The 18,990-nt window shown below is 35.3% G+C and carries 13 protein-coding genes and 10 tRNA genes; 9 read left to right on the top strand and 14 right to left on the bottom strand.

Annotation, left to right across the window (positions count from 1 at the left end):
- The first annotated feature begins 257 nt into the window (after nucleotides 1-257).
- The gene (fadL, locus tag GWI59_RS13510) at nucleotides 258-1,613 is read left to right on the top strand and encodes a long-chain fatty acid transporter FadL (RefSeq protein ID WP_115065496.1); all 1,356 of its coding nucleotides are present in this window, start codon (nucleotides 258-260) and stop codon (nucleotides 1,611-1,613) included.
- An 85-nt stretch (nucleotides 1,614-1,698) separates the two neighbouring features.
- Here the strand turns inward: fadL and mlaA are convergent, their stop codons facing one another.
- The 3 genes from mlaA to GWI59_RS13495 all read right to left on the bottom strand — a co-directional run bounded on the left by mlaA (nucleotide 1,699) and on the right by GWI59_RS13495 (nucleotide 4,188).
- On the bottom strand, nucleotides 1,699-2,436 hold the full coding sequence (mlaA, locus tag GWI59_RS13505; RefSeq protein WP_006533380.1) for a phospholipid-binding lipoprotein MlaA: 738 nt from the start codon (nucleotides 2,434-2,436) through the stop codon (nucleotides 1,699-1,701).
- A 707-nt stretch (nucleotides 2,437-3,143) separates the two neighbouring features.
- Nucleotides 3,144-3,218: transfer RNA gene (locus tag GWI59_RS13500), tRNA-Arg, on the bottom strand.
- 193 nt (nucleotides 3,219-3,411) lie between these two features.
- Nucleotides 3,412-4,188, bottom strand: a complete 777-nt coding sequence (locus GWI59_RS13495) for an AraC family transcriptional regulator (protein WP_161724900.1) — start codon at nucleotides 4,186-4,188, stop codon at nucleotides 3,412-3,414.
- Between the two features lie 104 nt (nucleotides 4,189-4,292).
- Here GWI59_RS13495 and GWI59_RS13490 point away from each other — a divergent pair, with 104 nt between their 5' ends.
- The 4 genes from GWI59_RS13490 to phsC all read left to right on the top strand — a co-directional run bounded on the left by GWI59_RS13490 (nucleotide 4,293) and on the right by phsC (nucleotide 9,619).
- Entirely contained in the window at nucleotides 4,293-5,096 is an 804-nt protein-coding gene (locus GWI59_RS13490) for a sulfite exporter TauE/SafE family protein (protein ID WP_161671467.1), read from the top strand.
- An 874-nt stretch (nucleotides 5,097-5,970) separates the two neighbouring features.
- Nucleotides 5,971-8,250 carry a thiosulfate reductase PhsA gene (gene phsA, locus GWI59_RS13485; RefSeq protein ID WP_161724897.1) on the top strand — a complete coding sequence of 760 codons (2,280 nt, stop codon included), beginning with the start codon at nucleotides 5,971-5,973 and terminating at the stop codon, nucleotides 8,248-8,250.
- 14 nt (nucleotides 8,251-8,264) lie between these two features.
- Nucleotides 8,265-8,843 (top strand): 4Fe-4S dicluster domain-containing protein, encoded by a 579-nt coding sequence (locus GWI59_RS13480; RefSeq protein ID WP_006533391.1) that lies wholly within the window; start codon nucleotides 8,265-8,267, stop codon nucleotides 8,841-8,843.
- Nucleotides 8,840-9,619: a thiosulfate reductase cytochrome B subunit gene (gene phsC, locus GWI59_RS13475; protein ID WP_161724895.1), complete on the top strand. Its 780-nt coding sequence runs from the start codon at nucleotides 8,840-8,842 to the stop codon at nucleotides 9,617-9,619. The genes GWI59_RS13480 and phsC overlap by 4 nt, the downstream gene beginning before the upstream one ends.
- Nucleotides 9,620-10,583: 964 nt before the next feature.
- On the opposite strand, the gene GWI59_RS13470 is transcribed toward phsC, so the two are convergent.
- The 8 genes from GWI59_RS13470 to GWI59_RS13435 form a co-directional block, all read right to left on the bottom strand.
- Nucleotides 10,584-10,886 (bottom strand): helix-turn-helix domain-containing protein, encoded by a 303-nt coding sequence (locus GWI59_RS13470; protein WP_006533394.1) that lies wholly within the window; start codon nucleotides 10,884-10,886, stop codon nucleotides 10,584-10,586.
- 2,099 nt (nucleotides 10,887-12,985) lie between these two features.
- Nucleotides 12,986-13,061, bottom strand: a tRNA-Val gene (locus GWI59_RS13465).
- Nucleotides 13,062-13,075: 14 nt separating this feature from the next.
- A tRNA-Lys gene (locus GWI59_RS13460) sits at nucleotides 13,076-13,151 on the bottom strand.
- A gap of 41 nt (nucleotides 13,152-13,192) precedes the next feature.
- A tRNA-Lys gene (locus GWI59_RS13455) sits at nucleotides 13,193-13,268 on the bottom strand.
- A gap of 38 nt (nucleotides 13,269-13,306) precedes the next feature.
- Nucleotides 13,307-13,382: transfer RNA gene (locus GWI59_RS13450), tRNA-Lys, on the bottom strand.
- A 41-nt stretch (nucleotides 13,383-13,423) separates the two neighbouring features.
- A tRNA-Val gene (locus GWI59_RS13445) sits at nucleotides 13,424-13,499 on the bottom strand.
- 43 nt (nucleotides 13,500-13,542) lie between these two features.
- Nucleotides 13,543-13,618, bottom strand: a tRNA-Val gene (locus GWI59_RS13440).
- A gap of 39 nt (nucleotides 13,619-13,657) precedes the next feature.
- Nucleotides 13,658-13,733 (bottom strand) — tRNA-Val (locus tag GWI59_RS13435).
- 319 nt (nucleotides 13,734-14,052) lie between these two features.
- Here GWI59_RS13435 and gltX point away from each other — a divergent pair.
- From gltX to GWI59_RS13420, 3 genes are all read left to right on the top strand, one after another.
- The gene (gltX, locus tag GWI59_RS13430; protein ID WP_006533395.1) at nucleotides 14,053-15,471 is read left to right on the top strand and encodes a glutamate--tRNA ligase; all 1,419 of its coding nucleotides are present in this window, start codon (nucleotides 14,053-14,055) and stop codon (nucleotides 15,469-15,471) included.
- 157 nt (nucleotides 15,472-15,628) lie between these two features.
- A tRNA-Ala gene (locus tag GWI59_RS13425) sits at nucleotides 15,629-15,704 on the top strand.
- Between the two features lie 27 nt (nucleotides 15,705-15,731).
- A tRNA-Ala gene (locus GWI59_RS13420) sits at nucleotides 15,732-15,807 on the top strand.
- A gap of 65 nt (nucleotides 15,808-15,872) precedes the next feature.
- On the opposite strand, the gene GWI59_RS13415 is transcribed toward GWI59_RS13420, so the two are convergent.
- Nucleotides 15,873-16,625, bottom strand: a complete 753-nt coding sequence (locus tag GWI59_RS13415; protein ID WP_115065747.1) for an SDR family NAD(P)-dependent oxidoreductase — start codon at nucleotides 16,623-16,625, stop codon at nucleotides 15,873-15,875.
- Nucleotides 16,626-16,808: 183 nt separating this feature from the next.
- On the opposite strand from GWI59_RS13415, the gene GWI59_RS13410 reads away from it, so the two are divergent.
- Nucleotides 16,809-17,249, top strand: coding sequence for a MarR family winged helix-turn-helix transcriptional regulator (locus tag GWI59_RS13410; protein WP_072063219.1), 441 nt, complete (start codon nucleotides 16,809-16,811; stop codon nucleotides 17,247-17,249).
- Nucleotides 17,250-17,251: 2 nt separating this feature from the next.
- Here GWI59_RS13410 and GWI59_RS13405 read toward each other — a convergent pair whose 3' ends face one another.
- Both GWI59_RS13405 and GWI59_RS13400 read right to left on the bottom strand, forming a co-directional pair.
- Entirely contained in the window at nucleotides 17,252-17,467 is a 216-nt protein-coding gene (locus GWI59_RS13405; RefSeq protein WP_072063220.1) for a DUF3820 family protein, read from the bottom strand.
- Nucleotides 17,468-17,637: 170 nt separating this feature from the next.
- Complete coding sequence (locus GWI59_RS13400) at nucleotides 17,638-18,822, bottom strand: NupC/NupG family nucleoside CNT transporter (RefSeq protein ID WP_006533399.1); 1,185 nt, start codon at nucleotides 18,820-18,822, stop codon at nucleotides 17,638-17,640.
- Nucleotides 18,823-18,990 lie beyond the last annotated feature (168 nt).

Genomic DNA, 18,990 nt, shown 5'->3' with positions numbered 1-18,990 from the left:
TTTACAAAAATAATTGATTATTCTGTTTGTTTAACAATCAAAAACATCTTTATTGGAATAACTTGTGAAAAATATGTTAACCAAATCCCAATTATTGAATCTAATTGGCAATATTTGTAAAACATACTTGCAACATTTACGGTAATCAACTTTATACTTAATCAACTGGTCTGATTTGTCATAACGACAACCGCACCTAAAATCCAGCGCTTCTAATCAGAAGTTACTAACTTAAAAAAATTATGAGGGTTTAGGTCATGAACCGTAAAAACCTGTTTACTCGCACAGCACTAGCTGCCTTGGTAGGTGTTATCTCCTCTCAAGCAGGCGCTGCCGGTTTTCAGTTAAATGAATATTCTACTTCAGCACTAGGGCGTGCATTTTCAGGAGAAGGCGTTATCGCCGATGACGCAAGCGTAGGTAGCCGTAACCCAGCTGCACTTACCATGTTCGATCGCCCTGAATTCTCTGTTGGTGCTATCCATATTAACCCAAGTGTTGATATTAAAGGTAATTCACCTCTTACAGGCGCTAGCACTAACGCTGGCGATATCGCACCAAGCGCATTAGTCCCTAATATCCACTTTGTAGCACCAATTAATGATAAATGGGCGATTGGTGCATCAGGCACAACAAACTTTGGTTTAGCCACTGATTTTAAAAAGGATTATACTGCTGGCCTTATTGGTGGTAAAACCGATTTAAAAACCATGAACTTAAACTTAAGTGCAGGTTATCGAGTAAATAACCAATTTAGTGTCGGTTTAGGCTTAAATGCCCTTTATGCTGATGCAGAAATTACACGCCATGTTGGTGAGGCGGGTAAAGTTTTAGGTGGCGCTTTATCACCAAAACCGGGCATGGGAAAATTAGGCGGTTATTTATCAAGCCTATCGCCAAGTGACCGCTTTGCTCAATTAAAAGGGGATGCATGGGGCTTTGGCTGGAATGCTGGCTTACTGTATGAGTTTGATGAAGACAATCGTGTAAGTTTTACTTATCGCTCTAAAGTAAAAGTGAAATTTAAAGACGGTGAGTTCCAAAGTGATTTAAAAACAATCCCTCTTCCTGGCGGTAATTCTATTATTGGAACAGAAGGTGGAACCATTAAAGGCAAACTTGATCTTAACTTGCCTGAAATTTGGGAATTTGCTGCTTATCATCGTGTAGCGCCAAAATGGGCTGTTCATTATAATTTTGCTTACACAAGCTGGAGTGAATTTAAAGAATTGAGAGCCACACGTAAGAGTGATGGTCAACAACTCTTCAAGAAAGAAGAAGGCTTCCGAGATGCATGGCGAGTGGCTTTAGGAACAACCTATTATCACGATGATAACTGGACATTCCGTACTGGTATCGCTTTCGATGATAGTCCAGTTCCAGCGGATAAACGCTCTATTTCCATTCCTGATCAAGATCGTTTCTGGTTAAGTGCAGGGGCAACTTATGCATTTAACAAAGATATGTCTGTTGATGTGGGCTTAGCGTATATGCACGGTAAAAAAGTCACAATCAAAGAGAAATTATCTGAAGAATTACCATTACCTGCTTACGAATTTGAATCATCAGGTAAAGCATGGTTATACGGTATGAACTTTAACTACCGTTTCTAACTGTTACGCTATATCGCTTTTATACAAAAAATGGTCTTTTTTAAGACCATTTTTTATTTATTCACCAAGCTAAAAAGATAATTCACTAATCAATGGAATCCAAATCATCTTCAATGGCTTTCGCATTAGGGTTTTCCTTTACTGTACCCGCTTGGAAGTCATTACTTTGGAAATAGGCTTCACGCATCATTAAATAAGGATCAGATGAATTTTGTAAAATAGCATCAGAGTCGAGCAATTGCGCTCGTGTTTCAATGCCTTCTAATGCCCACTTACCCGCTGACATCCAAAACGTTAAATAGCTCAACATAGGGTAGGTTAAATCAGCCCAATCACCACCCTCTTCACGGACAGTAAAGCTACCATAGCCTGGTACAACAACATAAGGGCCATAATCCATACCATAATGACCTAACGTACTACCAAATCGCATTGGTACTTCCTTTTCCATCGTTTCTTTGGACATACCAGCAACATCAATTAAACCACCCATACCAAAGACGGTGTTGATCCAAAATCGACCAAAATGTTTTGCACCCTTTTCAAAATCACCACGTAATACGCTGTTCACCATACTTGCAGGCTCTTCTAAATTACCTAAAAAGTTAGATAAGCCATTTCTTGCTGGTGGTGGCACATAATCACGCCAAACAACGGCAACTGGACGTAAAATATAGGGATCTAATACATAGTAGTTAAAATCAAACATCTGGCGGTTAAACCCTTCTAATGGGTCAGAACGCCCCTCCCCATTATTAGAGGTGCTTGCACATCCTGAAAGTAAGGCAACTGAAAGAGCAACACCGCACAGGCGATACTTCATAATGTTCTCCGCTAATTATCTTATGATGAGCAGCATCATAATTCGCATATTCATAAATTCTAGACATAATACTGTCAATGCATAATAAGTGGTACTTTTATTAGGTTTTGATCTTATAAGATTATTCGGTTTTTGTGATTATCTTATCGAGCTAATTTAAAATATTAACCCTATATTATGGACAAATATAAAAATATTCGATGTTATGTAATTAGATTCTACTTTCAATACATCAATATCTGCTAATGATTTTAACCATTGTCGCTACTTCGGTGTATTAGCAGGAAAATCTATAATAATGGTATTTCCAGCGTTAAGAAGAACTGCAATATGTTCACTTAATACACTCTTCACTAAATCACTTTTTTCAATATAGTCAGCCACTGTCTTTATTTGATTTAGGTAAAACCACGAGAGCCATTCATCTTTATTGATTAATACCGCCCTGAGTGATTTTAAACTTGATCAAAATTTTCAGGAGGGATAAAGATATCAATTGGTCTAGCATTACACATCATCAACAGAAAATAAGTAATAAATAAAAACTTTAAATATCAAATGTTATTAATTAACTTTATATTCATATAAAAACCTGTATTTATTATCGATTATTGAACAAGTGAGTGAAATAATGACGATAATAGATAGCGTGAACTGATAAAAACAGCTCTAGGAAGAATGTCTAGATTTATAGCATGGGTAATAGATGGCGTTCCCTACAGGGATCGAACCTGTAACTAGCCCTTAGGAGGGGCTTGTTATATCCATTTAACTAAGGGAACGTACGTAGAAAAATCAAATGTAACTTATGGACGCCTTACATTTTACCTCCCTCGCTCTCTATTAATCAAGTTTTAACGCACTGATATTGGAAGGAATTTTTTTGTTTCTTTTTTGAACAATGCAATTTAACTTAAAAATCACCTAATATATAAGAATCAATGATTATATTTTTGCTTACATATGTCTATTTTATTAAAACTCTTTCAATTGTTTTAAAAATAATTTAGGTGAATACCCCATCTCTTTATTAAACATCGCACTAAAGGCGCTAGGATTTTCATAACCCAGCTCTAAAGCAACTTTAGTAACCGAATCACCTTTTTTTAAAGCAGTCAACGCATACATTAAACACGCTTTTTGACGCCAATCTCGAAAAGAAAGACCGGTTTCTTTATGAAAAAAACGGGTAAAAGTACGTGGGCTTTTATTTAATTTTTCAGCCCACATTTCTGGTCTAGTGCGAATATTGGGTTGTGACATAAATTCAGTACACAATTCATCTAATAAAGCATGTTGTGGTAATGGCGTAAAATAAGGTAACGGTTTTGCCTGAGCTAATTCATGACAAAGCAAAGTTAATAATGCACTATCTCGTCCACCTAAATCATAAAGTAAAGGAAGCTCATTAGCTGAAAGTAATAGCTGATGAAGCAGAGGTGAAACTTGTAAAACTTCACAATATTCTGAGTGACGAGGAATTTTATTAGGCTCAATATAGAGACTATAAGTGCTACTCCCCAACATTAGCACTTGATGTACTTTTTCTGCTGGGATCCACACGCCACTGTAAGGTAATACAATCCATTGACCATCTTCTGTTTTAACTTTCATTACCCCATTAGGGGCATATAAAAATTGTGCTCGTCGATGATAATGGGATTCAAGAAATGTGTCATAAGGATAATCAGAGCCTAATGCTAAAATATCGCGAGGAAGATTATCCACACAATTGATATCGAGATTACGCATAATCTTTAAATTGTCCTAAATTCGTATAAAGTTGTCATTATCACGTGGGTAAGACATCACTTTATTCTATATCGTTAATCTCCTGACTCAACAGGAGATTTGAAATGACACTTTGGCTGATTTCTTTTGGTCTAATTTCAGGCATTACAACATGGTTATTTGGCTTTGGTGGCGGCTTTGTCACTGTTCCCTTACTCTATACACTTATTCTGACACTCTGGGGAATAGACAGTTTACCTGCTGAGCATGCTATGCAAATCGCCGTTGCTACTTCTGCATTAATTATGTTGTTTTCTGCAACAGTCACAACCATTAAGCACCATAAAGCAAAAAGGCTTGATTGGAATATCATGTCCATACTGTTTATTGGTATCGCTTTTGGTGGGATCTTAGGTGCTCTTCTCGCCTTAACGGTTGAAGGTACGTGGATCAAATGGATCTTTATTGGTTATCTTTTTATCACTATTTTAGACTGCTACTTTCGCCCCGGTTTTATGGCTCCTACTCACAATGCAAAAAAAGTGACCAAAGCAAAAGAAAGTATTAATGGTACCGTAATTGGTATTATTGCTGCTTTTCTAGGAGTTGGTGGAAGCGTGATGACAGTACCTTTATTGCGCCGTAGAGGAACACCAATGGCACAATCAGCAGCAATGGCAAATGTATTAACCTTACCTTTAGCACTCACAGCAACATTCACTTACGTTGCCCTTTCTTTTACGTCACCTTTAAATGGTGAATCTGGTTTCATTGGTTATATTTGGCTAAAAGCTGCACTTATTCTGATTTGTAGCACTTGGGTTGGTTTGAAGATCTCTGAACGTTTTTTATCTCATATTCCCGACAAATGGCATGCAAGAATTTATCCTCTATTACTGAGTCTTGTTTTAATTGTCATGCTGTTTTAAATCCTTTCTTCTATATAAAAGTTCCAAAGGCAACAAACAACGAAAAAACAATAATGACTACATATAAAATGGTGGCTTTGAATGTTCAAAAAAGTCACCATGTCTTTAACATTTCACTCCATCTTTTTCCTACACGTCTCCATTTAGCATTAATGTTATTAAGACACTTAAAACAAAATATATCTCTTTTTGACAATCACGACACAGTTCCATAACGATTAATATCATTAATTAATATTTAAACATAATGAATAATAATTTATAAATTGTCTCATGCTTAATATCAGCCTGATCACATTTAACCGAGCATTTTTTCGTACCATGCATCACTGATTTATTTTTCTATTTTATTTATATCTATTATCAAAATAATAAGTTAGCTATTTTTCATAAGAGGATAATTTATGAAAAAACTAAATTTAAATAGTATCAAAAGTATTATTTATCGTTATTTTTAAATAACAAGTTAATTACAATATAACCAACACTCGATATATAATAAATTATATATCGATAGGTTTTTTTGTCAAATCTTAATTATTATTAATAATATATTTAAAATACACTTTAACAAAATAGATTAATACCATAAGTTAGTGAATTTAAAAGAACAATATATAACTATCATATCTATAAAAAACCTCTATTCCTTCTCCGAAACTTTATTATAGCATTTAATAGAAGAAAATAATTATCATTTAATTTTGTCTATTTTAGTTAATTTATTTAGTGACATTTATTAACTTATTATTCTCTATTATTTATTATTTACAACTAAGTCATCACTTATGGATTAATAAAATGGAGACACCTTCAAATATTTATTTAACCGTCCGTATATAATATTTAGCTATAAGAAGAAACCGGAGGTTATATGAGTATTAGTCGTCGTTCTTTCATTAAGGGGATGGGAATAGGATGTGTGGGTTGTACCGTAAGTAGTTTACCACCAGGTGCACTTGCATTTAATCCTGTAGATTCTCTTAAGGGTCAGTCAAAATTAACACCTAGCCTGTGTGAAATGTGTTCTTATCGTTGTCCAATAGAAGCTCAGGTTGTTAACAACAAGACTGTTTTTATCCAAGGAAATAGAAATGCTGAACACCAAAGTAGCCGAGTTTGTGCAAGAGGTGGCAGTGGTGTTAGCCTAGTTAATGACCCAAACCGTATTGTCAAACCTATGAAACGCAAAGGTCCAAGAGGCGCGGGTGAATGGGAAGTGATAAGTTGGGAACAAGCTTATAGCGAAATCGCCGAAAAAATGAATGCCATAAAGCAAAACTATGGCGCAGAAAGCATCTCTTTCTCCTCAAAATCCGGATCGCTCTCATCTCATCTTTTCCATTTAGCGGCTGCATTTGGCTCCCCCAATACGTTTACACACGCATCAACATGCCCTGCAGGTAAAGCCATTGCAGCATCTGTTATGATGGGTGGCGATCTTAAAATGGATCTTGCAAATTCAAAATATATTATCTCTTTTGGTCATAACCTTTATGAAGGTATTGAAGTTGCAGAAACTCATGAGTTAATGACAGCACAAGAACGTGGTGCGAAATTAGTCAGCTTTGATCCTCGTTTATCTGTTGTTTCAAGTAAAGCTGATGAGTGGTACGCGATCCGCCCAGGCGGGGATTTACCTGTTCTAATGGCAATGTGTCATATATTAATTAAAGAAGATCTCTACGATAAAGATTTCATTGAGAAATTTACGGTAGGTTTCCCACAATTAAAAGAAGTTCTACAAGATACAACCCCTGAATGGGCTCAATCTCATTCTGATGTTCCAGCTAACGATATTGTTCGCATTGCTCGTGAGATTGCATCCCAAGCACCTCATGCACTGATTATGCCTGGTCACCGCGCAACCTTTAATAAAGAAGAAATTAATATGCGCAGAATGATCTTCACCTTCAATGCATTGCTCGGTAACTTTGAACGTGAAGGTGGCATGTATCAGAAAAAAGCAGCATCAAAATACAATAAACTCGCGGGTATTAATGTTGCGCCTGAACTCGCTAAACCAAGCGTTAAGGGAATGCCAGAAATTACAGCAAAACGTATTGATGCTACTGCACCTCAATTTAAATATATCAATAAAGGTGGTGGTATCGTTCAATCTATTATTGATTCAACATTAAACGGTGTGCCATATCAAACCAGAGCATGGATTATGTCTCGCCATAACCCATTCCAAACAGTAAGTTGTCGCCCTGAGCTAGAAAAAACCGCACAGAAATTAGACTTAATTGTTAGCTGTGATGTTTATTTAAGCGAAAGTGCCGCTTATGCCGATTATCTATTACCTGAAACAACTTATTTAGAACGTGATGAAGAGATTTCTGATGTTTCAGGTTTAAATCCAGCTTATGCATTACGCCAGCAAGTTGTCGAGCCAATTGGTGATACAAAACCAAGCTGGTTAATTTGGATGGAATTAGGGAAAAAACTGGGATTAGCTCAATATTTCCCATGGGAAAATATGGGTGTTCGTCAGCTATATCAAGTCAATGGTGATGAAGCACTGTATAAGGAAATCCATAAAAAAGGCTACTTGTCCTATGGTATCCCATTACTTTTACGTGAGCCTTCTTATGTAAAAGCCTTTGTTGAGCAATATCCTGATGCTATCAAGCATGTTGATGGCAATAATATGATGGAAAAATCACTGTCATTTAAATCACCGAGTGGCTTAATTGAAATCTACTCTGAGGAACTAGAAAGCCGTTTAGAAAACTACGGTATTCCACGCTTCCACAACTTCCCATTAAAAGAAAAAGACGAGCTTTATTTTATTCAAGGCAAAGTCGCCGTTCACACTAATGGTGCAACACAATACGTACCATTATTAGCTGAATTAATGTGGAAAAACCCTGTTTGGCTTCACCCTGAAACAGCTAAAAATCATGGTATTAAACATGGTGATGAAATCATTCTAGAAAACAGTATCGGTAAAGAAAAAGCACATGCTCTGATCACTGAAGGCATTCGCCCTGACACCGTATTTGTTTATATGGGATCAGGTGCAAAAGCAGGTGCGAAAACAGCTGCGACAACGACAGGCATTCACTGTGGTAATTTATTACATCATGAGATTAGCCCTGTATCAGGTACTGATGTGCATACATCAGGTGTCAAAATTAGTCGGGCTTAAGGAAAAAAATAACGATGAACAATAATGATAAACAATTTGTCATGTTACATGATGAGAAACGTTGTATTGGCTGCCAAGCTTGTACTGTTGCGTGTAAAGTCATCAATGACATTCCAGAAGGATTTAGCCGACTTCAAGTCCAAATACAGGGTCCTCATAACGATGAAGCAGGTCATCCACATTACCAATTTTTCCGTGTTTCTTGCCAACACTGTGAAGATGCGCCTTGTGTTTCTGTTTGCCCTACTGGTGCCTCTTTTATTGATGAAAATGGTATCGTTCAGGTGAAAAAAGAGCTGTGTATTGGCTGTGATTACTGTGTTGGTGCTTGTCCTTACCATGTTCGTTATATCAACCCAGTGACACATATCGCAGACAAATGTAACTTCTGTTCTGATACTCGATTAGCTGAGGGAGAATTACCCGCATGCGTATCAGTATGCCCAACAGATGCACTTGCTTTTGGTCGCATTGACTCACCTGAAATTCAGGCTTGGATCAAACAAAAATCCGTTTATCAATACCAATTAGATAATGTCGGAAAACCGAGTTTATTCCGTCGTAAAGAAATCCATCAGGGAGATAAAGCATGACTAGTATCTGGGGAGCAGAACTCCATTATACGCCAGATTATTGGCCTGTATGGTTAATCGCAGCTGGTTTATTAATCGTTGCTATGATAGCAGTATTAGTTATTCATGGTTTACTACGCTATGCCCTTGCACCAAAACACGCTGGTCATTATGAAGAAGAACGTGTTTATTTATACTCCAAAGCAATTCGTTTTTGGCACTGGGGTAATGCTTTACTATTTATCCTATTGCTATTAAGTGGCTTTTTAGGGCATTTCTCTATCGGCAATGTTACATCAATGGTACTGTTACATAAGATCTGTGGTTTTGTTCTTATCGCGTTCTGGATTGGTTTTATTTTTATCAATCTAACAACTAATAACGGTGTACATTACAAAGTAAAATTTAGAGGATTAATTGGTCGTTGTATCAAACAAGCTCGCTTTTATCTTTACGGTATAATGAAAGGCGAACCACATCCTTTCGCTGCAACTGAAACCGATAAGTTTAACCCACTTCAACAACTCGCTTACTTAGGTGTGATGTTTGGTTTAGTGCCATTGTTACTTGTTACTGGATTATTATGTTTATATCCAGAAGTACTTGGCTATGGCTATTGGATGTTAAAAGCACACTTAGTTTTAGGTATTGTGGCATTAATGTTTATTTGTGCACACTTCTATTTATGTACACTGGGTGATACTTTTACTCAAACATTCCGTAGCATGATCGATGGTCATCATCGCCATCAGAAACATGAAGATCATGGATCCATAGCAGAAAAAACAGAACATTAATTTCTCAATATTTCTTCTGTTACATTTCCTAAAATGCCCGTTTAAACGGGCATTTTTTGATCTTAATTCAGAATTTCATAACCTTTTTTGTAACAAGGAAGCTATCTAATGCACAATGACAACGCTAAAAAATATGCCTAAATGACAATCTATTACTGCGATACATAAAGACCGAATTTATACAAATCGTAAAGGCTTGTGTTAGTAGTGTTGTCAAACTGCAGAGAGATCTTACCATTTTTATGATTAATAAATGTTTTATACCCAGAACAAGCAAAGCATATTAATCTCTCTAAATAATCCTAACAGGTCTATAAAGCATTTTTAATATCTACTCAACCGACCAGCAACTAAATCATATTCTTAAACTGCTCAAAGACTTATTGTTACTACCTTTTCATCTCGATCAAAAGGCAACAATAATCTATCCTGATATGATATTAACTATCATTATCAAAAATAGTCATTTAATGATAATACTTAACTTTTGATCTGATAACCTATTTTCACCAATACGTATATTTTGCATTTATCATATTAAATGGATTTTTTAATTTATTGATGTGAAAAACATAAATTATACGTTTAATAGCTTCAAAAATGTTACCAGGAGGTAAAATTGTGGTAGGTAATATAAGAGGTAATTTTATGAGTAGCTTATTCTAAACAAGCATCAATTAGCTATTTTTTCTCATACTAATAAATATGATAATATATTTCTCTAAGCATGAAGATTTTAGTTCATTTACAATAAAATTATTCTTCTTTTTGTAAAAATTAAAAATATTTATCTCTATAAACATAAAATGCCCTAATAAGGGCATTTATTTCATATAGCGACTTCATTTCATCCGCTAAGATAATTCTTATTATTAACTAACTAAAGAGAAACATTTGTATATAAGAATTATCTTACTCAAATTAGCTATTCTAAAATGAGTTATTTTCTAATTTAAAAATATTATTAGAAAATAGAAAGAGCCTTGCTATCGAAATGAGCTGGAATATGTTGTTCATTTAGCTCAGTTTCTTGAGCCATTCCGCCAGTTACTTCTTCAAAGAAGCTACCAATATTAACACCTAGTACTTCAAGTACTTTAACTAAGCAATCAATATCAATACGGTTTACACCACGCTCATAACGAAATAACTGTTGTTCACTAATATCAATTTCTTTTGCTAACTGAAATACAGTATAACCTTGAGATTTTCTTAATGACTTAATTTTTTGTCCAACAGCATAAGCGACTGGATACTTGCTACTCATAATATTGTTCTCGCTTTTCACTTTGATTGATATCTAATTTATAATGGTGTATTCCTGCGCAATAATATATAAAAACATATATTATTGATGACACCTTTTTGTTTTAATAAAATATTATTTTTAGTAGATAAGAAATATTACAATTCAAAACATGACTTATCATATGTAAATAATATACTACGCATTTAAACACTTTCAACCAGTCAAAAAAAGATAGTGCAGGTGCAATGATTTACTCGTACTAGTAAACAATACTTAGGATAATGGTATGTTTCCTTTATTTTCATATAGTTGAAATATTTTACTTATAAAATCACGTTTTTTTTTCCTTAAATTTTACTCATTAATTAGAATTATTATCTATAATTACATTAATTTAAAGTATGATTATTGGTATTGTGTAAAAATAAATCAAGTTATGTCAGACTAATTTATTTAAAATAATAAATTAACCTCATAAAGGTAACGATTTTTTTATTTTTATTAACTAACTTAATTAAAATCAATGAAATCTGATGAGTTTATAAAAAAGTCTATATTATATTTTAATATCATAATGTTACGAGATTTACACTAAAATATAGATATAAATCACATTTTAAACATTTGTTAATTAATTTATATAAGCATAAACACTTACTCTTTCAGCTAAATATATTTCATACTCCTCAATTCTTTATTACACTAGAATAAATAAAGAATAGACCTAATTACTCATTTTTTTGAATTTTTATTAATAAATAACTTATTTTAAGTTTCAGTTATATTGAAAATCTTCTTTATAAAATAGAGAAAAAACGAATATTAATATATTGTTTATCAGTAAGTTATTCAAAGAGCATACTTATTATCATAAAAAGTGGTCTTGTTATGACGACACAATATTATTCTTTCTTTTTCACTCAAATACGCACATTTAGTACATTGCAAAAATAGAGTAATCAATACCCCTTAAGTTAAATTCACAAAGGAATAAACTGTTAAATATCAACTTTAGCATGATCTAATTTTGTTAATAAAAATAAAAATCAATTATTTTATATCCTAAGTAATCACACTTACACTGTATAAGAGTTATCCATAGGATAAAATAAACATTAATATTTTTATATAATTTATATTCCTGCTAGATGCACAAATTTCTCCATTTTCCATAAAAAATGAAATTAACCACTCTAGGACAAATCAATTACTGATAAAATAAGTGATTTTTGCTTTATATCATTTATGATCCAGTGCATTATTATGCAAACATTGATAAATATCAAATTTTAAATCCAATCTATTTTAAATTAAACGTTAAGTAAATTCTCTCATTTTGTCGTATCTTTAGAAAAGAAGATAAACTATAAAACCCACTTTTTATCTTCTGAACTTTTCCTTAAAAAAGGAGTACCAAATATTTTTCAATAGTGACTTAAAATGTTTTAACTTGCTCATTTTATGAGAGATATTGCTCATAAAAAATGCTCAAATAATTTATAACAGTGTATTTAAGGTTGTTTAATTTTATGAATAAACTAGGAAAACCTATATTTATGCTCAGGAGGAGTAGATATTTCCTTTTTGATTAGAGTAATTTTTTATATTTTCAGAACAAAACTTGTTCTCTGTTCAAAAATAAATACATATCTTCTATTAAGTTAGGCCCCTGATCTAAAATGATTAACTTAACAATAAAAGAACGACTTATTTTTAAGCTCTTCAATTTAAATGATAAAACATGGCTGGATGTAAAAAAGTGTAATAAAGAATCCGACTTATGCCCCCTTTTCACAGAAAGCGCAATGCAATAATAAGTTAAAAAATCTTAGAAACGCATAGATCCAAAGGAACAAGAGCTGTAGCTAATTATTGCTTTGATATAAAGAAATGAGCTCAATACAAGGAACTAGGAAAGCATACATGTGTAAGGATACACAGTTATAAATAAGACGATGAGCAAAGTCATGAACAGCAGACACAGAGACAACAATTAATGTCCAAAAAATATGACTAGATTGCATCACGCAGCTATTAAAGACTAAATGACTCTTATTGATTATTTTATAAAAATACGAGGAAAATAAATAAGAAAGTATAACGAAGAAATAAAGAAGTGGTGGGCGGTATTGGGCTCGAACCAACGACCTCCTCCTTGTAAGGGAGATGCTCTACCAACTGAGCTAACCGCCCGCTGAACTATTAAATGGTGGGTCGTGGGCGATTCGAACGCCCGACCAATTGATTAAAAGTCAACTGCTCTACCGACTGAGCTAACGACCCATTTAATAATTTTTGCGTAAATCTGTAAGTAGCTTTGTGAATGGTGGGTCGTGGGCGATTCGAACGCCCGACCAATTGATTAAAAGTCAACTGCTCTACCGACTGAGCTAACGACCCGTCACAATGTTCACTACTTTATGTTGTATTCTTAGGAATGGTGGGTCGTGGGCGATTCGAACGCCCGACCAATTGATTAAAAGTCAACTGCTCTACCGACTGAGCTAACGACCCATACCTAATTATGTGATATTGCGCGAAATAACCGAATGAAGTGGTGGGCGGTATTGGGCTCGAACCAACGACCTCCTCCTTGTAAGGGAGATGCTCTACCAACTGAGCTAACCGCCCACTTCATGATGACTAAATTCTCACTACCACGCTTTAATGTAATTGGTGGGCGGTATTGGGCTCGAACCAACGACCTCCTCCTTGTAAGGGAGATGCTCTACCAACTGAGCTAACCGCCCAATCACACTAAATCATACAACTTATCACAACGAAAATAATGGTGGGCGGTATTGGGCTCGAACCAACGACCTCCTCCTTGTAAGGGAGATGCTCTACCAACTGAGCTAACCGCCCGTCGTGATGGGGTGCATTATAGGGATACTGCGCTATGAGTCAACGATTTTTATCAGTTTTTTATTGTGAAAATGATCGTTCGTTTTATTTTTAGTCAAGATGCTTTTTTTAGCATCATAAGTGATACAGCAATTAACCAAAATAATCCTACGGGTACTCTTCGTCAAACAAAAAATCATCAATTTGAAAATTTTATCTCTGTTAAAGGCTTAATGCCATTGAGGAATTAACATCCAGTGATAAAATGAGGTAACCATTTCGTTTTTTTGATAATCACGATTACTTATCTATATAAGTAAGACGTACAAAGGCAATCCCAATGAGTAAAATAAAAACCCGTTTTGCACCAAGTCCTACTGGCTATCTACATGTTGGTGGTGCGCGTACCGCACTTTATTCCTGGTTATATAGCCGTCACAATAAGGGCGAATTTGTACTGCGTATAGAAGATACCGACTTAGAACGTTCTACTCAGCCAGCCATCGATGCAATCATGGACGGTATGAATTGGTTAAATCTGAATTGGGATGAAGGTCCTTATTATCAGACTAAACGCTTCGATCGCTATAACCAAGTGATTGATCAAATGTTATCTGCGGGTACTGCATACCGTTGCTATTGCTCTAAAGAGCGTTTAGAACAGCTACGCGAAGATCAAATGGCCAAAGGTGAAAAACCGCGTTACGATGGTTGTTGCCGTGGTGGTAACCATAATCACAGCGCTGATGAGCCTCATGTTGTGCGTTTCTTAAATCCTCAAGAAGGTTCTGTTATTTTTGATGACAAAATTCGTGGCCCAATTGAATTTAGTAACCAAGAGCTTGACGATCTAATTATTCGTCGTACTGATGGATCCCCAACTTATAACTTCTGTGTTGTTATAGATGACTGGGATATGGAAATCACTCACGTTATTCGTGGTGAAGATCATATCAACAACACACCTCGCCAAATCAATATTCTCAAAGCATTAGGTGCGCCTGTACCAGAATATGCTCACGTATCAATGATTTTAGGTGATGATGGTAAAAAATTATCTAAACGTTATAACGCTGTCAGCGTAATGCAATATCGTGATGAGGGCTATTTACCAGAAGCACTATTAAACTACTTAGTACGTTTAGGTTGGTCTCATGGTGACCAAGAGATCTTTACTATTGATGAAATGATTGAACACTTCACTTTAGAAGCTATCAGTAAATCAGCCAGTGCATTTAATACTGATAAACTACTTTGGTTAAACCATCACTACATCAATACACTGCCAGCTGAGAAAGTCGCTGTTCATTTAGATTGGCATATCAAACAACAAAATATTGATACCAGTAATGGCCCATCATTAGTTGAACTGATCAAATTATTAGGCGAACGCTGTAAAACATTAAAAGAGATGGCTGAAAGTTGCCATTACTTCTATGTTGATTTCGAGAACTTTGAAGAAACAGCTGCGAAAAAACATTTACGCCCAGTTGCTCGTCAACCATTAGAAGTTGTTCGCGATAAATTATCAGCAATTACGGAGTGGACAGCTGAAAATATTCACCAAGCTATTCAAGATACCGCTGATGAATTGGAAATCGGTATGGGTAAAGTGGGTATGCCATTACGTGTTGCTGTAACGGGTGCAGGCCAATCTCCAGGCTTAGATGTTACTGTTCATGCTATTGGTAAAACACGGAGTATTGCACGTATTAATAAAGCATTAGACTTTATTACTGAAAGAGAAAACCAAGCTTAATTTACTCGTTAATCTTGCTTATCAAGAAAGATACATTCCTAAAATAGGGAATGTATCTTTTTTTTGTACTCTTTTTCAGCAATCAATAAATAATGTGAGATTAACTGATTGACAGTATTGTGCTTGTTGCCTATTATCAAGCCCGTTCCAGTATGTTGGGGCTATAGCTCAGTTGGGAGAGCGCTTGCATGGCATGCAAGAGGTCAGCGGTTCGATCCCGCTTAGCTCCACCAATATACTTCTAGAACAATCCAATATGTGGGGTTATAGCTCAGTTGGGAGAGCGCTTGCATGGCATGCAAGAGGTCAACGGTTCGATCCCGTTTAGCTCCACCAGAATTTTAAGATCCTGAAGAGAAATCTTCGGGATTTTTTGTTTTCTACTCTCCCTTTATTTATTTCTACTGTGCAGTGTAACCGCCATCAATGGCATAAAACGCTCCTGTTGAGAAACTGCTCTCATCTGAAAGTAAAAAAGCAACCGTTTTAGCGACTTCATCTCTAGTTGCCATTCTTTTCATTGGGTGTGTATTTGCCATCCATTCACGAACTTCGTTGGGTAGCATTTGCATTCTTGGCGTATCAACATACCCAGGCCCAATAGCATTGATCCTTATTCCTTTATCTGCAAACTCAAGCGCAGCTGAACGTGTGATCCCTAATACGGCGTGTTTAGCTGCTGTATATGCTGAAATACCCGCAATTCCCACGATGCCATTAGATGAAGAAAGATTCACAATACTCCCTCCTCCACTTTTTAATATTGCGGGTATACCATATTTCAACCCATAAAATACGCCATTGATATCTGTATCAATTACTGCTTTCCAATCTTCAATCTCATAATCCACAATAGACGTATTATGAGGCCCCGTGATCCCTGCATTATTAACCAAGCCATGTAATGCTCCAGCTTGAGACATAACAGCCTCAATCATTTTTTCGACTTGAGAAGATGAGGTCATATCAGCCTGTAAAGCAATCACTTTCTCGCCTGTTATATCAATAGAACGTGCTGTTTTTATTACTTGATCTAAATGCCTACCTGTAATGAAAACCGTCGCACCACGTTGAAATAGTAACTGTGCAATACCTTCACCTACACCAGTATTTGCACCAGTGACTAAAATCACTCTACCTTTAAAATAATCCATCATTTCAACTTTACCTCTTATCAATAACATCAGTTTCTATCAAGCAACCATAAAATAATTAACCAAAGTTAACTATATATCATGATATTTAATTAACTTTAGTTAATCAATATAAAGTTTGTTCAAAATGAATGACCTGATAATATTAACTTTAGTTAACATAATTCATGAGATGGCGTATTTATGGAAAAATGTGAATTAGAAAATGCATTGTCATTATTACAATGTACATTAGTCGCGCAGCGAACTCGTTATACCCCAGAGCAAGTCACGTGGGGTCAATATGATATTTTGGAATTATTACGCTTACGAGGTGACTTAACCCCTTCTCAATTGAGTGATTCTTTGGCTATTTCAAGACAAAATTTGTCGAAATTTATGCGAGGATTGAAATCATTAGGATTTATTGCACAAAAACGTTCTGAAAAAGATAAGCGTGAATTTATTACCCATTTAACTGATGAAGGTCACGCTTTTTTAGCAAGAGCAGCATTAGGTCGAAAACAAAATGCTGAAAAAATAAGTGAATGTTTAACGCTCGGAGAACAAACATTATTTATTGAATTAAGTCAGAAAATTATTAATGCATTAACACCTGAAAAATCCGGTATAGATAATAATTAACATCATCGCTTTAAGGGCTTTAATAGTCCTTCTAAGCCTTCAATTTTAATTGCAAGGGTCATCTCCATGAGTTGCCCTAGTTTTCCTTCAGGGAACTGTCCTTTCTTAGCAAACCATAATAAATACTCTTCAGGTAAATCAACTAACATTCGCCCTTTGTACTTACCAAATGGCATTTGTGTGTTTGCTATATCAATAAGATGCTGTTTCTCTAACATGTTCTCTACCACATTGCCCTTGAAGAAATAGTTCCGATTATAGGGTAATTTAAAGATAAAAAAAGCAGTACCCAAAGGTACTGCTTGATTTTCTGTTACTTGATTAACAAGTGATGCAATTTACATTGTTATTTTATTCACATGCTACCTATCTATTTTATCTTCCAAGATTAAACAAACAGACCTGCGATAGCTGCGGATAAGAAGCTTACTAATGTAGAACCAAACAGTAATTTCAAACCGAAACGAGAAACAACGTTTCCTTGTACTTCGTTTAAACCTTTAATCGCACCTGCCACAATCCCGATTGAAGAGAAGTTAGCAAATGAAACTAAGAATACAGACAAGATACCAACAGAACGCGGTGAAATTTCAGCAGCAATATCTTGTAAGCTACCCATTGCAACGAATTCGTTAGACACTAGTTTAGTTGCCATAACACTACCAACACGTAATGCATCTTGCTCAGGAACACCAATAACCCATGCTAATGGATAAAAAACGTAACCTAAGCAATCTTGGAAGCTAATACCAAAAATCATGCTGAAAATTGCATTCACTGCAGCAATTAAGGCAATGAACCCAATCAGCATTGCAGCTACGATTAACGCAACTTTGAAACCAGCTAGAATGTATTCACCTAACATTTCAAAGAAGCTTTGACCTTCATGAAGATTACCCATTTGAATATCTTCTTCATTCTCAACAGAATATGGGTTAATCACCGAAAGGACGATAAAGGTACTGAACATATTCAGTACTAGAGCAGCAACAACGTATTTTGGATCTAACATTGTCATGTATGCACCAACAATTGACATTGATACTGTCGACATTGCTGTTGCAGCCATAGTGTACATACGACGCTGAGACATTTTGCCTAAAACATCTTTATAAGCAATAAAGTTCTCTGATTGACCAAGAACTAATGAGCTCACTGCATTGAATGATTCCAGTTTCCCCATACCATTCACTTTAGAAAGCACTGTACCGATAATACGGATCACGAAAGGTAATACTTTGATATGCTGAAGAATACCAATTAATGCAGAAATAAAGATAATTGGACATAAAACATTCAGGAAGAAGAATGCTAAACCACCTTTCATCATGCCACCGAATACGAACTCAGTACCTTGTGCGGCATAACCTAATAAGTGATCAAATAATCCAGCGAATCCACGAACAAAGCCCTCGCCAACATCAGAGTTGAGGAAAAACCATGCTAATGCGATTTCAATAACTAATAACTGCACGATATAACGCAGACGGATCCCTTTGCGATTGTTACTCGCAATGAATGCTAATGCGCCAATAACGGCGAGTGCTAAAACGAAGTGAATGATAGAAGACATGCATGCTCCAAAAATAAAAATAAATCTTGTAGAGCATTTTATGTAACGCGTAACATTACGATGTGATTTTTGTCACAATACTATGAAACCATATACACACTATTTATTAAATAAGATAGGTTGATCACATTTTCAAAGTTACTTAAGGAACATTAAATGTACATTTAG

Source organism: Proteus sp. G2673, from assembly GCF_009915125.1.
Lineage (GTDB): Bacteria > Pseudomonadota > Gammaproteobacteria > Enterobacterales > Enterobacteriaceae > Proteus > Proteus penneri.
Note: the sequence above shows the minus strand (reverse complement) of the source record. Positions and strands in the feature narration are given on the sequence as shown.

Bases quoted from the DNA above. Each gene is read 5' to 3' on its own strand.
- GWI59_RS13400 (WP_006533399.1), bottom strand. From the start codon at position 18,822: ATGTCTTCTATCATTCACTTCGTTTTAGCACTCGCCGTTATTGGCGCA.
- GWI59_RS13410 (WP_072063219.1), top strand. From the start codon at position 16,809: ATGGAAAAATGTGAATTAGAAAATGCATTGTCATTATTACAATGTACA.
- fadL (WP_115065496.1), top strand. From the start codon at position 258: ATGAACCGTAAAAACCTGTTTACTCGCACAGCACTAGCTGCCTTGGTA.
- GWI59_RS13405 (WP_072063220.1), bottom strand. From the start codon at position 17,467: ATGTTAGAGAAACAGCATCTTATTGATATAGCAAACACACAAATGCCA.
- phsC (WP_161724895.1), top strand. From the start codon at position 8,840: ATGACTAGTATCTGGGGAGCAGAACTCCATTATACGCCAGATTATTGG.
- GWI59_RS13480 (WP_006533391.1), top strand. From the start codon at position 8,265: ATGAACAATAATGATAAACAATTTGTCATGTTACATGATGAGAAACGT.
- GWI59_RS13495 (WP_161724900.1), bottom strand. From the start codon at position 4,188: ATGCGTAATCTCGATATCAATTGTGTGGATAATCTTCCTCGCGATATT.
- GWI59_RS13490 (WP_161671467.1), top strand. From the start codon at position 4,293: ATGACACTTTGGCTGATTTCTTTTGGTCTAATTTCAGGCATTACAACA.
- gltX (WP_006533395.1), top strand. From the start codon at position 14,053: ATGAGTAAAATAAAAACCCGTTTTGCACCAAGTCCTACTGGCTATCTA.
- mlaA (WP_006533380.1), bottom strand. From the start codon at position 2,436: ATGAAGTATCGCCTGTGCGGTGTTGCTCTTTCAGTTGCCTTACTTTCA.
- phsA (WP_161724897.1), top strand. From the start codon at position 5,971: ATGAGTATTAGTCGTCGTTCTTTCATTAAGGGGATGGGAATAGGATGT.
- GWI59_RS13470 (WP_006533394.1), bottom strand. From the start codon at position 10,886: ATGAGTAGCAAGTATCCAGTCGCTTATGCTGTTGGACAAAAAATTAAG.
- GWI59_RS13415 (WP_115065747.1), bottom strand. From the start codon at position 16,625: ATGGATTATTTTAAAGGTAGAGTGATTTTAGTCACTGGTGCAAATACT.